Raw genomic sequence first — 12,951 nt, forward strand, 5'->3', positions numbered from 1 at the left:
GGAGCACCGTGGGTCGACATCGGGGCGAACCTCGCCGGTACGTTGCGCCCGGCTGCTGAGGGCGACTGCGCAGGCGCGGGTCGAGATCGCTTTCGTAGCGTGCGGCCAGGGCGGGGAAGTGGCCCTGCTCGACGGCGAGGAGCCGGACGAGACGCCGCGCCCGCCTATCAGATAGTCGAATACGAAAGTAACTCTTCGTAGTCAACTCCGGATAAGATCGCCCCCCTTCCACTCCTGGAAACCCACCGACCCTGCGATGGCAGTAGCGTTCACTGGGGGGCAAAGAAGCGGCTACACCAGAGCCAAGCGATGGCGGCGCAACGCTTGTCCGGGACCCGTCCGACCGTGTGGACATGTCCACACGGGACGCGATCGAGCGCAACGGAACAGCATCGAGCGGCATCGAAACGCCCCGATTTTTCGGGTTCTCCGACAAAACCGCAGGTGAGAAGGGTCACGCGGTCGGGTTCAAATCCCTCCGCTACCGCCAGTAGATGAGGCGCCCGGTCCGACGGACCGGGCGCCTCATCGGCTTCCGTCCCGTTTTCCATCTCAGTTGGCCGGCACGAGGGCTCCGGCGGCCCCGTCGTCATACGTGGCCGGCCCGCCTCCGCCCCGCTTCCGGACGAGTCCGCCGACCTGTCGGGCGACCTCGCCGCGGACGGAGTCGGCCATGTGCGGAAACCGCGCGGCCACGGCGGTGGTGGACCGCCCCATGTGCCCCATGACGGCCCGTTCGGAGACACCGAGGATCAGCAAGACCCTGGCGGCAGCATGCCGGACGGCGTGGTACTTCCTCGTACTTCCTCGTACTTCCTCGTACTTCCTCGACGGTGCTGGGATCCACCTCCCCTTCGCTCACGCGGGGCGCCTTGGCGAGCCGTACCGAGTTCCGCGCCAAGCGGCCAGGCCCTACTGCCTCGTTGAGCGCCGTACGGAACGTCCGGCATGCGGCTCGTTCCGTTCTCTTCCCCTTCCCCTTCCCTTTTCCGCCCGCCGGAGGCATTTGCGGAGCGCGGCGAAACGGGGGCGGCCGGAGCCCCAACGGACTCCGGCCGCCCCCGATGCGGAGGTGAAACGCGTAACGCGCAACGCCAAAGGTGAATCGGCGTAGGCGCGTTACCAGCCGCACTAGCCGCGGCGGCGGAACGCCTTGCGGATGAAGTGCACGATCATCCAGATCACCAGGATCACGATGACGATGAACACCACGACGATCACGATGAGGAAGATGCCGAGCTTCTTGAAGAAGCCGGTCTTCTTCTTCGGCTTGCTGGACGAGAAGGAGGTCTGGTGCGTGACGTGGTGGGAGCCGGTGACGCGGTGCGTGCTGTGCCCGCCGTGCCAGCTCGTGGTGGACGCGGGGGCCGCCGCGACGCGTATCGAGGCGTCCTGGGCGGCCGTACGGGCCGGTGCCTGCTGGACTGCGGCGGTGGCCGTCGCGGAGGCGGCGGCGTCGGACAGGCCGGCGGCCGCGGCCGGTCCGGCCGCGGCGGCCAGCAGGCCGAAGAGCAGCGCCAGGACGGTGGCCGGACGACGGCGCGCCACGGATCGGCGGGCGGTGGTGCGCGGCGAACCGGGCTGCCGGCGCGCGGAGTTCGTGGGCATGAGTCGCATGGGTGGGTTTCCCCCTCGTTCGGTGCGTTCAGCCATTATGGGCTGCGGCGGGCATGGCGGCGGGCGTGCCGGTCTCCAGGAGCGAGGAGCTCTGCCGCTCCTCGTCGAAGGCCGTCCGGCCGCCCCGCAGCCCGAACAGCCGCTTGGCGACGGCGATGTAGAGCACGGCCAGGATGTTGATGGCCAGGGTGGCGATCTTGAGCCAGCTGACCTTCTCGGTCAGCTCGTAGATCTCCAGCGGCAGGAACGCCGCGGTCGCCACCACCGTCAGGTATTCCGCCCAGCGCTTGGCGCGCCACAGCCCGACGCCCTCGACGATCTCGATCAACGCGTACGCCAGCAGCAGCGAAGCCACCAGCACCAGGGTGGAGTGCTTGTAGCCGAAGGTCTTCCGGATGGTGTCGACGACCGGCGAGTGGTCCAGGTCGTAGTGGAAGTGGACGGCCACCGGGCGGATCGCGTCGAGGTTCTTGTCGAAGAACTGCCGGACCGCGTCCTGGCTGTTGCTGAACTTCCAGACGGCGATCGCCGCGAGCACGATGAACACGCCGCGCACCGCCCGCTCGACGGCCAGGAACCGCAGGATGAACAGATCGCGCAGGACCTTGCCGCGCGGGACCTGCGGGGCGTTGGCCGCCGGCCCGGTGCCGAGCGGGTCGCCCAGGACGAAGTCGCCGCAGCGCAGGCAGCGCCACGCCTCGCCGTGAGCGGTGGCCGCGCGGAGTTTCGCCTGGTGGTGCTCCTCGTGCGGAAGGTAGGTGATGTGCCCGCGCCGCGCGCAGGTGCGCCGGTCCCAGTCGATCTTCATCGTTGGTTCCCCGTTTCCCTTTCGTCGTCCCGCGCGGTACCGCGCGGCGGCCTCCTGCCGCCGCCGGCCGGTATCGCGCCGTGCCGCGTAACTGTCGCGTACATGATGCAAGCCACGGCGTACGGGGTGCTCTTACAGGGGGAGGGACGAGCAGAACGCTCCGGAGGTTGCGGGAAAGAGGCGGTGTATACGGTGCATCTCGCGCATTCCATCCATACGCGGTGCGGGTGCGGACCACCGGCGCACGACAGAGCCCCGGCGCCGAGCCCCTCCCTGGTGTTCCCCCGGGGAGGGGCCGGAGCCGGGGGCTCGCGGTCGGTCGGGGGAAACGGCGTCGGGGGAAGGCCGCCTCCCCCGGTGAGGACCGAGCCTCGACGCCCGCGCCGCTGTCAGGGGGATAAGCGTGCGGCACGGACCCCGCAGTGAGGCCCTGGTCCCGTGGGCCCCGCGGATTCCTGCCAGATCCGCCGGGCCACGCTCGCCATCCTGCCGCATCCGACCCCTCCCAACAGCCGGGCGAAGGGCCCCTCTTGGGGGGCCTTTGGTCCATAAAGCCGGTGTGAAAGGCGCAGCCGGACGAGCCGCCACGCCTCCCCCGGTCGAACACCTGTGGTTACACTCGCCCGACCGCATACCGGGAGCCGGAGCGGTCGGCGGGGCCCCGGGGCTCCGGGGGAAAGCCGCAAGGGACTGCCGTAGGGGAGACGGGACTGATGGCGACGGCGAAGAAGGTCGCGTTGTACTTGCTCATCGTTTTCGTGCTCTACACGATCATCGCCACCCCCAAGCGGGCCGCCCAGCTCGTCCAGATAGGCTTCGAGGGCATCTCGGCGGCCGCTCAGGGCGTCGGCGAGTTCATGACCCAGCTGGTCAGCTAGGGTCTAGCGGCCGGCCGCAGCGGCTGCGCACCGCCCTGCCGCACGGAGGCTCCTGTGATCCGCCACCTGGTCCTGTTCAAGCTCAACGACGGCGTCTCCCGCGACGAGGAGCGGGTGCAGGCCGGCGTCCGCGCGTTCACGGAGCTGGAGCGGCAGATCCCGGAGCTGGCGTTCTGGGAGTGCGCCTGGAACATCACCGACCGCCCGATCGCCCACGACTTCGCGATCAACTCGGCCGTCGCCGACACCGATGCCCTCAAGCGCTACCTGGAGCACCCGGCCCACCAGGCCGCCGCCGCGCAGTGGCGCGAATTCGCCACCTGGGTGATCGCCGACTACGAGTTCTGAGCCCCGGCGCCGCCCCGGCCGCCGTACGCACTCCGGCCCCCCGCTCCACGGGCGGGGGGCTTCGCCATATGCCTGTTCCGCCGTCAACTCTCGGTTCAACACGGCATTATGGGGTGCTTGCACACAGTGCACATGTCTTGTGATGCTATGACCGCTTTTGCCGGATACATGCGATACGCGAAACATGCTGCAAAAAATGCACTGTGAAGGGTGGCGTGACCGTGACGGCCCGTACTGCACCCAGGGCGCCATCCCGCGAGAGCCGAAGCGCGGACACGCGGGCGCTCACCCAGGTGCTCTTCGCCGAGCTGGCGGGACTCGAACCCGGCACCCCCGAGCACACCCGCGTCCGCGCCGCCCTGATCGAGGCCAACCTGCCGCTGGTCCGCTACGCCGCGGCCCGCTTTCGCAGCCGCAATGAGCCGATGGAGGACGTGATCCAGGTCGGCACCATCGGCCTGATCAACGCCATCGACCGGTTCGACCCGGACCGCGGCGTCCAGTTCCCGACCTTCGCCATGCCCACCGTCGTCGGCGAGATCAAACGCTACTTTCGGGACAATGTCCGGACCGTCCATGTCCCGCGCCGCCTCCACGAGCTGTGGGTGCAGGTCAACGGCGCGACCGAGGACCTGACCGTGCTGCACGGCCGCTCGCCCACCACCGCCGAGATCGCCGAGCGGCTGAAGATCGGCGAGGACGAGGTGCTGGCCTGCCTGGAGGCCGGGCGCTCGTACCACGCGACGTCACTGGAGGCCGCCCAGGAAGGCGACGGGCTGCCCGGCCTGCTGGACCGCCTCGGCTACGAGGACCCCGAGCTGGCCGGGGTCGAGCACCGCGACCTGGTGCGGCATCTGCTCGTGCAGCTGCCCGAGCGCGAGCAACGCATCCTTCTCCTCCGTTACTACAGCAATCTGACGCAGTCCCAGATCAGTGCCGAGCTGGGGGTGTCGCAGATGCATGTGTCCCGGCTACTGTCGCGGAGCTTCGCCCGTCTGCGATCCGCAAACAGGATCGACGCCTAACCGGGACGGGCGACCCGTTCCTGCACAGATATGTCGACATGGCGCTACAGCGTGTTGCCGACATGTGACATTCTGCAGGAACCGCGTTTGCCGTGGTGCCGCCTCCGGTATTCAGGTGGAGGTACGACTCCTCGGCCCGCCCGGGCCGGGGACGCCGCAGCGACCCGTCCGCGACCTCAAGGGGGTGGCATGTCCGTAGAACTGGGCAGCTCAAAGGTGCTTGCCGCGATTCCCGCGCCGGCACCACACGTGCATGACGACGTCGACGCCATCAACACCCGCTCGCTCTCCCGCTCCCTGTTCCTGCGGCTGGCCACGCTCGACAAGGACTGCGCGGAGCGCGCTTACGTGCGCGACACGCTCATCGAACTCAACCTCCCGCTCGTGCGGTACGCGGCCGCCCGCTTCCGCAGCCGCAACGAGCCGATGGAGGACATCGTCCAGGTCGGCACCATCGGCCTGATCAAGGCCATCGACCGTTTCGACTGCGAACGCGGCGTGGAATTCCCGACGTTCGCGATGCCGACGGTCGTCGGCGAGATCAAACGCTTCTTCCGCGACACGTCCTGGTCCGTCCGCGTCCCGCGCCGGCTCCAGGAGCTGCGGCTGGCCCTCACCAAGGCCAGCGACGAGCTGGCCCAGAAGCTCGACCGCTCCCCCACGGTGCCCGAACTCGCCCTGTGCCTCGGGGTGTCGGAGGAGGACGTCGTCGACGGCCTCGCGGTCGGCAACGCCTACACCGCCTCCTCGCTCGACTCGCCCTCCCCCGAGGACGACGGCGGCGAGGGCTCCCTCGCGGACCGCCTCGGCTACGAGGACACCGCGCTGGAGGGCGTCGAGTACCGCGAGTCCCTCAAGCCCCTGCTGGCCAAACTCCCGCCCCGGGAGCGCCAGATCATCATGCTGCGCTTCTTCGCCAACATGACGCAGTCCCAGATCGGCGAGGAGGTCGGCATCTCCCAGATGCATGTCTCCCGGCTGCTCACCCGCACTCTGGCTCAGCTGCGCGAAGGACTCATCGCCGATTGAGGAACGGTCCGCCGGGGGACGGCTGCCACCCGCAGCTCCGGGTCGCTCGGCGGACAGCAACGAGAGCGGAAACGGGCCGAAGCGGCCCCGTACGCGGTCCTCGTGCGGTCCTGCGCGACGTTCGCGCGCGACCGCGGGGAAGGGCCGCCGAGCACGCCTCACGACGCCGCAGGGAGCCCCTGGGGCGTTGTCGCACACACCCCTATACATCTGATGGGCCGTCAGCAACACTGTGCCGATGCGACGGACGACGACTGTTGCCTCCGCCTCGGCGGCCGTGCTCTGCCTGGGCGTCCTCCTCACCGGCTGCGGTGACGCGGCCGGATCCGGCTATGCCGCGGTGGGCGCGCAAGGTCCCTCCGACAACTCCGCGCCGCACACGCCCGTACCGCCCCGCGGCGGCGTCGAACTGACCCCGCTGGACGGCACCGACGGCCCCGGCACCGGCGGCCCCAGCCGCTCCCCGGGCAGCCCGGGAACGACCGCCGGCACGCATCCGGCGTCCCTCGGTACCGCCGCCCCGTCCCCCTCCCCCACCGGCCCCGGCGACACCGCGGGCACCAACACCCCTGCCCCGCCCGGGAATTCGCCCAGGCCGCGGCCGAGCGGCACGGCCACACCCGCGCCGCCCTCGCCCACTCTTCCCACGGGCCCTGGCGCCCCCGCCGGTCTCCTCGTGGGCGAACCCGCCCTCGCCGCCACGGACGTCCGCTGGTGCCAGCAGGTCACCCTCGACTTCCTCAACACCGGTGACCGCCCGGTCACTTCCGGGACCGTCACCTTCGGCACCCACATCATCGGCGCCCTCGGCATCGACTGGGCCACGATCAGCTCCGACCACAGGCTGCCGCTGCCGCTCACCCCCGGCAGGCCGGCGACCGGAACCTGGCGGGTGTGCGTGGACGCCTGGCGGGTCCCGCTGGGCATGCACCTCGACACCGAGGACGTCACGTTCACCTGGCGGTGAGCCCGGCGCCCCGCGCGCGACGCTCCCCGAAGGCGCCCCGGAGGTTCCCACCCGAATGGCGATGAGTTCCGCACGGCGCGACGGTCGATACACAGAGCGGCCGGCCCGTCCGGTGCCGTCGCCACGCCACACGCCAGGAGGGCGCCATGCCGAAGATCACTCCCACCCTGTGGTTCGACACCCAGGGCCTGGAAGCGGCCGAGTTCTACTGCTCGGTGTTCCCGAACTCGAAGATCAGGGCCGTCACGCACTACAACGAGGCCGGTCCGCGCCCGGCCGGCACCGTGCTGACCGTCGAGTTCACGCTGGACGGCCAGGACTACACCGCGCTCAACGGGGGCCCGGAGTTCACCTTCAGCGAGGCGGTCTCCCTCTCGGTCACCTGTGCCGACCAGAAGGAGATCGACTACTACTGGACCCGGCTCGCCGAGGGCGGCGAGGAGGGACCCTGCGGCTGGCTGAAGGACAGGTACGGACTGTCCTGGCAGGTGGTACCCGAGGGAATGGCCGAGGTCCTCAACGACCCGGACCAGTCCCGCGCGACCCGCGCCATGAAGGCGCTGATGGGCATGAAGAAGCTCGACATCGCGGCCCTGAAGGCGGCGGCGGACCAGGGTTGACGCCCCAACACCGGCTGCCCCGGCGGGACATGCCCCGGCCGGGGTGCCGCGCCGCGTCAGCGGCGGTCCGGCGCGCCGTCCGGTCCGCCGGGCGGTCAGCCCAGCGCGAGCCAGGCCGCCCCCGCCACCACGAGGATCGCGACGATCACGCCGGCGATGAGGCCCACGCGGGGGCCGCTCGGCTGCTGCGGGGCCGCGGGGCGCGGGCCGCCCGCCTGCGGGGTGCCGCCCTCGTCGACGAAGGCTCGGAACATCTGCGTGCTGCCCGCCGGGTCGTAGTTGCCCTCGGCCTGGTTCTGCGGGTTGGTCGCCATGGGGAAGGACCCTAGCGAACCGGGCGCGCCGGGGCACCCCTGGGGCGCATGTCCTCCGCGCGCGTGCGGGGCCGCGGGCCGTGACGAAAGCGTCCGGCGCGTACGCAGCGCACACGGGGCGGCACGTGATGCGTACATGGCAGTCCGTCGACGTCCCCACCGGGGCCGCCGCGAAGGGGCACGGCGCGGCAAAGGGTGCGTACCCGGCACCGTCGCGCCGCCTAGCTCATCGACCAGCGCCTTTACGCGCTAAATCGTCTTTCTTGGCCGGATCACGGCGCGGAATTTGCCATTCCCTTTCCTCAGACTCCGTCGAATCGTTTGCCTTCAGCAACCAACAGTGTTTATGGTTGCCCCAAGCAACAAAAGGTGTGCGAAGGTGACGAGGCGCGGAGGAGCCGATGGCCGCTCACAGTCAGTACGAAGAGCTGGCCCGGCAACTGAGCGCCATCGGGGCCGTCAAGCGGGAGATGGGGCGGATGCTGCCCCAGGAATGCCCGCCCGCGTCGGCCGGTGTGCTCACGCTTCTCGACCGCCACGGCGAGATGCGGATGAGCCAGCTGGCCGAGCTGCTCGCGATCGACATGTCGGTGACCAGCCGGCACGTCGCCCACGTCGCCGAGCGCGGCTGGATCGAGCGGAAGCCCGATCCGGCGGACAAGCGGTCGCGGCTGCTGCGACTGACCCCGAGCGGCAGGCAGCTCCTGGACGAGCTGGCCCGGCGCTACACCCAGACCCTCGCCCGGTACCTGGACGACTGGACCGACGACGACGTCGGGCACCTCGTCGAGCTGCTCGCCAGGCTCCGTTCGAGCTTCGGCGACTGCCGCATCCGGGCGCACCACGACTCCCCCGCCGCGACCCGTACACCCGCAGCAGGATGACAAGGAAGTAAGGAACCACATGGCCACGACCTCACCAGCCGGTGTGCGGGGCGGGCGCGCCAAGCATGGGGGCGGTCACAGCGCCCCCGGCGGTGCGCCCATGACGCACCGTCAGATCATGGAGGCGCTCTCCGGGCTGCTGCTCGGCATGTTCGTCGCCATCCTGTCGTCGACGATCGTCTCCAACGCGCTGCCGCACATCATCCACGACCTGCACGGCGGGCAGAGCGCGTACACCTGGGTCGTCACCGCCGCGCTGCTGGCGATGACCGCGACCACCCCGCTGTGGGGCAAGCTCTCCGACCTGTTCAGCAAGAAGGCGCTCGTCCAGATCGCCCTGGTCATCTACGTCGGCGGCTCGGTCGTCGCCGGTCTGTCGCAGAACACCGGCATGCTGATCGCCTGCCGCGTGGTGCAGGGCATAGGCGTGGGCGGTCTGTCCGCCCTCGCCCAGATCGTGATGGCCGCGATGATCTCCCCGCGGGAGCGCGGGCGTTACAGCGGCTACCTGGGCGCGACCTTCGCGGTCGCGACCGTCGGCGGCCCGCTGCTCGGCGGTGTCATCACCGACACCAGCTGGCTCGGCTGGCGCTGGTGCTTCTACGTCGGTGTGCCGTTCGCGGTGCTCGCGCTGATCGTGCTCCAGAAGACGCTGAAGCTGCCGGTCGTCAAGCGCGAGGGCGTGAAGGTCGACTGGGCCGGCTCGTTCTTCGTGGCCGCCGCGGTGACGCTGCTGCTGGTGTGGGTGACCCTGGCCGGCAAGAACTACGACTGGATCTCCTGGCAGACCTTCGCCATGGTCGGCGGGGCGGTCGTGCTCGCGCTGGTCTTCGTGGTCGTCGAGTCGAAGGCCGCGGAACCGCTGATCCCGCTGCGGCTGTTCCGCAACAAGACGATCACGCTCGCCGCGCTCGCCTCGATGTTCGTCGGCGTCTCCATGTACAGCGGCACGGTCTTCTTCTCGCAGTACTTCCAGCTGGCGCACGGCAAGACCCCGACGATGTCCGGCGTCATGACCATCCCGATGGTCATGGGCCTGTTCCTCTCCTCGATGATCTCCGGCCAGATCATCACCCGCACCGGACGCTGGAAGGTCTTCCTCGTCAGCGGCGGTGTGCTGCTCACCGCGGGCCTCGCCCTGCTGGGCACGCTGCGCGCCGACACCCCGTACTGGCACTCGGCGGTCTACATGGCCCTGATGGGCCTCGGCGTCGGCATGATGATGCAGAACCTGGTCCTGGCGACCCAGAACCAGGTCGCGCCGCAGGACATCGGCTCGGCCAGCTCGCTGGTCACCTTCTTCCGTACCCTCGGGGGTGCGGTGGGCGTTTCGGCGCTCGGCGCGGCGCTCGCCAACCGGGTCACGCACTACGTCACCGACGGCCTGACCGCTCTCGGCCCCAGGGCCGCGGCGGCGGCGAGCCACGGCAGCACCGGGAGCGAAGGAATTCCGGACCTGTCGTCGCTGCCCGCCCCGATCCGGTCGATCATGGAGGACGCATACGGTCACGGCGTCGGCGATGTCTTCCTCTACGCGGCCCCGTGCGCCCTTCTCGCCCTGCTTCTCACCCTGTTCATCAAGGAGGTCGCCTTGCGCAGCAAGTCCGGTTCGGAGCGCGTCCTCGCCGGAGACGGCGACAGCGACGAGTCCCCGGCCCCCGCCGCCGCCCCGGCGTCGGCCGCGGTCCCCGCCGAGGAGCGGGAGCCCGCCCTCGTCGGTGCCGTCCCGTCCCCGTCCGAGGACGACGGACTGCACACGCCCTCGTGGGCGCAGCCGGCCCCGGCGGCACAGCCCCTGGCGGCGTACGCGTCCGCCGGCGGCGGTGGCGGTGACGCCGCACCGTCCGGCCCCGCGGTCCACGGCTACGTCCGCAACGCCGAGGGCAACCCGGTGCCCCGCTCGGCGGTCACGCTGATCTCGCTCGGCGGGCGGCAGTTGGGCCGCGCGGTCGCCCAGGCCAACGGCTCGTATGTGCTGAGCGCCCCCGGCGCCGGCTCGTACGTGCTGATAGCCGCGGCCGACGGCCACCAGCCGCAGGCGTCCACCGTCGTCGTCGGCGAGACGCCCCACGGCTTCGACATCCAGCTCAGCGGCACCGGCGGCCTCGGCGGCCAGGTCCGCAGCGCGGTCACCGGCGAGCCGGTGGGCGGTGCGATGGTCGTCGTCACCGACGTCCGCGGCGAGGTGCTGGCGACCGGAACCGCCAACGCCGAGGGCCACTTCTCCTTCGCCGAACTCGCGCCGGGCAGCTTCACCGTCGCGGTGAACGCGGCCGGCTTCCGGCCCACCGCACAGCCCGTCGAGGTCGGCGGCCAGGGCACCACCCGCATCGAGATCGCGCTGCTGTCCGGCGCCCGGGTCCAGGGCGTCGTACGGGCCGGGGCGAACCGCGTCCCGCTGGCCGACGCGCGGGTCACGCTGGTGGACGCCGCGGGCAACGTCGTGGCCACCTCCACCACCGGGTCGGACGGCGCGTACGCCTTCGCCGACCTGGACGCCGGCGACTACACGGTCATCGCGAGCGGCTACCCGCCGGTCGCCACCGGCCTCGCCGTCGACGCGCACGGGGTGGACGGCTACGACGTCCAGCTCGCGCACCCCGGGGACTGACCGGAGCCGGGCCCGTCCGGCACAGCGGCGGGCCCGGGACACCAAGACCCCGGACCGGGGCGCGCGTTGAGCGGAGGCGCACCCCGGCCCGGACCCCAGGGCTCCGGCCGGCGGCGCTGCGCACAGGCAGGGGACGGCCTGCACGCCGCCGGCCGGAGCCCGACGAGGACGGGGCCGGCCAGGGCCCGGAACCACACGTACCAGGGCCCTGCGGAGCCCGGCACTCCCCCACGCTCCCGGCTTCGCCCGGCGGGCAGGGGAACCCCCAACAGGCAACAAACGGGAGAGGCAATGACTTCGACGGGCGCGGGAGCTGCGGGAGTACGGGCGCAGGTCCGCACACGGGACGGCTGGGCGGTACAGCACGCCGTACTGACCGTCACCGACATGACAGGCGCGCAGGTGCTGCGTGCGACCGCCGACGAGGAGGGCCGGATCCGCAGCGGGGAACCGCTGGCCGCCGGCCCGTACACGGTCATCGTGACGGCCGTCGGCTACGCACCGGTCGCCTCCAGCGCGATCGTGACGGCGAGCGGCCGGATGGACGTCGGCACCGTCGTCCTGGCCCGCCAGGGCGGGGCCGAACTGCCGCCGCCCGGCCCCTGGACCATCGACCCCATGCACTCCACGGTGGGCGCGGTCGCCCAGCACCTGGGCATCTCCAGCGTGCACGGCCGCTTCACCGAGTTCAGCGGCCGGATAGACATCGCCCAGGACATCGAGAAGTCCCGCGTCGAGGCCGTGATCAAGGCCGCGTCCATCGACACCGGCAACGGCATGCGCGACGGCCACCTGCGCAACGAGGACTTCCTCAACGTCGACGTCTACCCCGAGATCACCTACCGCAGCACCGGCCTGGAGCCCGCCGGCCCGGACCGCTGGACCGTCCACGGCGACCTCGCCCTGCACGGCGTCGTCCGCCCCGTGGACCTCGGCCTCAGCTACCTCGGCACCGGCCCCGACCCGTGGGGCGGCGTCCGTGCCGCGTTCCGCGCCACCGCCGAACTGCGCCGCGAGGACTTCAAGATGAACTACAACCAGGTCGTCGCCGCCGGTATCGCCGCCATCGGCACCACCCTCAAGGTCGAACTCGACGTCCAGGCGGTCCAGGGCGAGACCCTGCCCATGGGCTGAGGACCGCCCCGCGCGCTCATGACGCGGCCCCGTCGTTCCGCTGCCCACGCAACCGGCAGCGGCGGAACGGCGGGGCCGCGCCCGTCTGCCGGGAGCCGGGCCCGGCCATGGCCCCTCGGACAGACCCTACGGCCGCTCCTCGTCGGGGGTCGTCGGCCCGGCCGGGAAGAGGATCGGGCTGAGGAGGTACGGCGCCCGGCCCGGCTCCGGGCGGTTGGCGAGCCGGGGCGCCAGCACATTGAGCAACTCGCAGCTCAGCTCCGTGAGTTCGTCCGGAGTGAGCCAGAACGTGCCCTGGCGGTACGAGACGCCGTCGGCGGTCGGCTCGGCACCGTCGCGGTCGAGGTAGGCGTTGAACTCCGCGATCAGCACCGCCATGGCGGAGGCGAAGCCCCGGCGGTGGTCGTCCGGCGACATCGCGGCCGCCGCGCCGGCGTCGACGACCGGCCGGTCCTGGCGCAGCCGGTAGTGCCGCTCGACGGCGCCGCGCACCCGCTGCTCCTCGGCCACTTCCAGGAAGCCCGCCTCGGTCAGCAGGGCGACATGCCGGTACATGGTCACCTTCGACACCTCGGGCATCCGCGCGCACAGCTCGGAGGTGGTCAGCACCCGGCCACCGGAGAGCGCGTGCACCACGCGCAGGCGTACCGGGTGGAGAAGCAGCTCGATGGTGTCCATAGAGCTACTGTTTCACATGCGATACCGTTATCTAAATT

The 12,951-nt window shown here is 71.0% G+C and carries 14 protein-coding genes; 9 read left to right on the forward strand and 5 right to left on the reverse strand.

Annotation, left to right across the window (positions count from 1 at the left end):
- Positions 1-552: 552 nt before the first annotated feature.
- The 3 genes from GR130_RS38690 to GR130_RS38700 all read right to left on the reverse strand — a co-directional run bounded on the left by GR130_RS38690 (position 553) and on the right by GR130_RS38700 (position 2,425).
- Positions 553-759 (reverse strand): hypothetical protein, encoded by a 207-nt coding sequence (locus tag GR130_RS38690; RefSeq protein WP_443043742.1) that lies wholly within the window; start codon positions 757-759, stop codon positions 553-555.
- Positions 760-1,131: 372 nt separating this feature from the next.
- Complete coding sequence (locus tag GR130_RS38695; RefSeq protein WP_236573867.1) at positions 1,132-1,608, reverse strand: hypothetical protein; 477 nt, start codon at positions 1,606-1,608, stop codon at positions 1,132-1,134.
- A 37-nt stretch (positions 1,609-1,645) separates the two neighbouring features.
- Positions 1,646-2,425 (reverse strand): DUF2127 domain-containing protein, encoded by a 780-nt coding sequence (locus GR130_RS38700; protein ID WP_159509277.1) that lies wholly within the window; start codon positions 2,423-2,425, stop codon positions 1,646-1,648.
- Between the two features lie 737 nt (positions 2,426-3,162).
- On the opposite strand from GR130_RS38700, the gene GR130_RS40145 reads away from it, so the two are divergent.
- From GR130_RS40145 to GR130_RS38725, 6 genes are all read left to right on the forward strand, one after another.
- The gene (locus tag GR130_RS40145) at positions 3,163-3,303 is read left to right on the forward strand and encodes a hypothetical protein (protein ID WP_201305284.1); all 141 of its coding nucleotides are present in this window, start codon (positions 3,163-3,165) and stop codon (positions 3,301-3,303) included.
- Positions 3,304-3,357: 54 nt separating this feature from the next.
- Positions 3,358-3,651 carry a Dabb family protein gene (locus tag GR130_RS38705; protein ID WP_159509279.1) on the forward strand — a complete coding sequence of 98 codons (294 nt, stop codon included), beginning with the start codon at positions 3,358-3,360 and terminating at the stop codon, positions 3,649-3,651.
- Between the two features lie 215 nt (positions 3,652-3,866).
- On the forward strand, positions 3,867-4,676 hold the full coding sequence (locus GR130_RS38710) for an RNA polymerase sigma factor SigF (protein ID WP_043270303.1): 810 nt from the start codon (positions 3,867-3,869) through the stop codon (positions 4,674-4,676).
- Between the two features lie 189 nt (positions 4,677-4,865).
- Positions 4,866-5,705 carry an RNA polymerase sigma factor SigF gene (locus GR130_RS38715; protein WP_159509281.1) on the forward strand — a complete coding sequence of 280 codons (840 nt, stop codon included), beginning with the start codon at positions 4,866-4,868 and terminating at the stop codon, positions 5,703-5,705.
- Positions 5,706-5,943: 238 nt separating this feature from the next.
- A complete protein-coding gene (locus tag GR130_RS38720; RefSeq protein WP_159509283.1) occupies positions 5,944-6,672 on the forward strand; it encodes a hypothetical protein in 729 nt (242 codons plus the stop codon).
- 146 nt (positions 6,673-6,818) lie between these two features.
- Positions 6,819-7,292 carry a VOC family protein gene (locus tag GR130_RS38725; protein ID WP_159509285.1) on the forward strand — a complete coding sequence of 158 codons (474 nt, stop codon included), beginning with the start codon at positions 6,819-6,821 and terminating at the stop codon, positions 7,290-7,292.
- A 95-nt stretch (positions 7,293-7,387) separates the two neighbouring features.
- Here GR130_RS38725 and GR130_RS38730 read toward each other — a convergent pair whose 3' ends face one another.
- Positions 7,388-7,606 carry a hypothetical protein gene (locus GR130_RS38730; RefSeq protein ID WP_159509287.1) on the reverse strand — a complete coding sequence of 73 codons (219 nt, stop codon included), beginning with the start codon at positions 7,604-7,606 and terminating at the stop codon, positions 7,388-7,390.
- Between the two features lie 401 nt (positions 7,607-8,007).
- On the opposite strand from GR130_RS38730, the gene GR130_RS38735 reads away from it, so the two are divergent.
- The 3 genes from GR130_RS38735 (at position 8,008) to GR130_RS38745 (ending at position 12,235) form a co-directional block, all read left to right on the forward strand.
- Entirely contained in the window at positions 8,008-8,490 is a 483-nt protein-coding gene (locus tag GR130_RS38735) for a MarR family winged helix-turn-helix transcriptional regulator (protein WP_159509289.1), read from the forward strand.
- A gap of 19 nt (positions 8,491-8,509) precedes the next feature.
- On the forward strand, positions 8,510-11,101 hold the full coding sequence (locus GR130_RS38740) for an MFS transporter (protein ID WP_159509291.1): 2,592 nt from the start codon (positions 8,510-8,512) through the stop codon (positions 11,099-11,101).
- Between the two features lie 291 nt (positions 11,102-11,392).
- The gene (locus GR130_RS38745) at positions 11,393-12,235 is read left to right on the forward strand and encodes a YceI family protein (protein ID WP_159509293.1); all 843 of its coding nucleotides are present in this window, start codon (positions 11,393-11,395) and stop codon (positions 12,233-12,235) included.
- Positions 12,236-12,361: 126 nt separating this feature from the next.
- Here GR130_RS38745 and GR130_RS38750 read toward each other — a convergent pair whose 3' ends face one another.
- A complete protein-coding gene (locus GR130_RS38750) occupies positions 12,362-12,913 on the reverse strand; it encodes a helix-turn-helix domain-containing protein (protein WP_159509294.1) in 552 nt (183 codons plus the stop codon).
- Positions 12,914-12,951 lie beyond the last annotated feature (38 nt).

The organism is Streptomyces sp. GS7, from assembly GCF_009834125.1.
Classification (GTDB): domain Bacteria; phylum Actinomycetota; class Actinomycetes; order Streptomycetales; family Streptomycetaceae; genus Streptomyces.

Excerpts from the sequence above, each read along its gene's own strand:
- GR130_RS38750 (WP_159509294.1), bottom strand. The coding sequence starts at position 12,913 with ATGGACACCATCGAGCTGCTTCTCCACCCGGTACGCCTGCGCGTGGTG.
- GR130_RS38715 (WP_159509281.1), top strand. The coding sequence starts at position 4,866 with ATGTCCGTAGAACTGGGCAGCTCAAAGGTGCTTGCCGCGATTCCCGCG.
- GR130_RS38730 (WP_159509287.1), bottom strand. The coding sequence starts at position 7,606 with ATGGCGACCAACCCGCAGAACCAGGCCGAGGGCAACTACGACCCGGCG.
- GR130_RS38700 (WP_159509277.1), bottom strand. The coding sequence starts at position 2,425 with ATGAAGATCGACTGGGACCGGCGCACCTGCGCGCGGCGCGGGCACATC.
- GR130_RS38695 (WP_236573867.1), bottom strand. The coding sequence starts at position 1,608 with ATGCCCACGAACTCCGCGCGCCGGCAGCCCGGTTCGCCGCGCACCACC.
- GR130_RS38740 (WP_159509291.1), top strand. The coding sequence starts at position 8,510 with ATGGCCACGACCTCACCAGCCGGTGTGCGGGGCGGGCGCGCCAAGCAT.
- GR130_RS38720 (WP_159509283.1), top strand. The coding sequence starts at position 5,944 with ATGCGACGGACGACGACTGTTGCCTCCGCCTCGGCGGCCGTGCTCTGC.
- GR130_RS38735 (WP_159509289.1), top strand. The coding sequence starts at position 8,008 with ATGGCCGCTCACAGTCAGTACGAAGAGCTGGCCCGGCAACTGAGCGCC.
- GR130_RS38745 (WP_159509293.1), top strand. The coding sequence starts at position 11,393 with ATGACTTCGACGGGCGCGGGAGCTGCGGGAGTACGGGCGCAGGTCCGC.
- GR130_RS38725 (WP_159509285.1), top strand. The coding sequence starts at position 6,819 with ATGCCGAAGATCACTCCCACCCTGTGGTTCGACACCCAGGGCCTGGAA.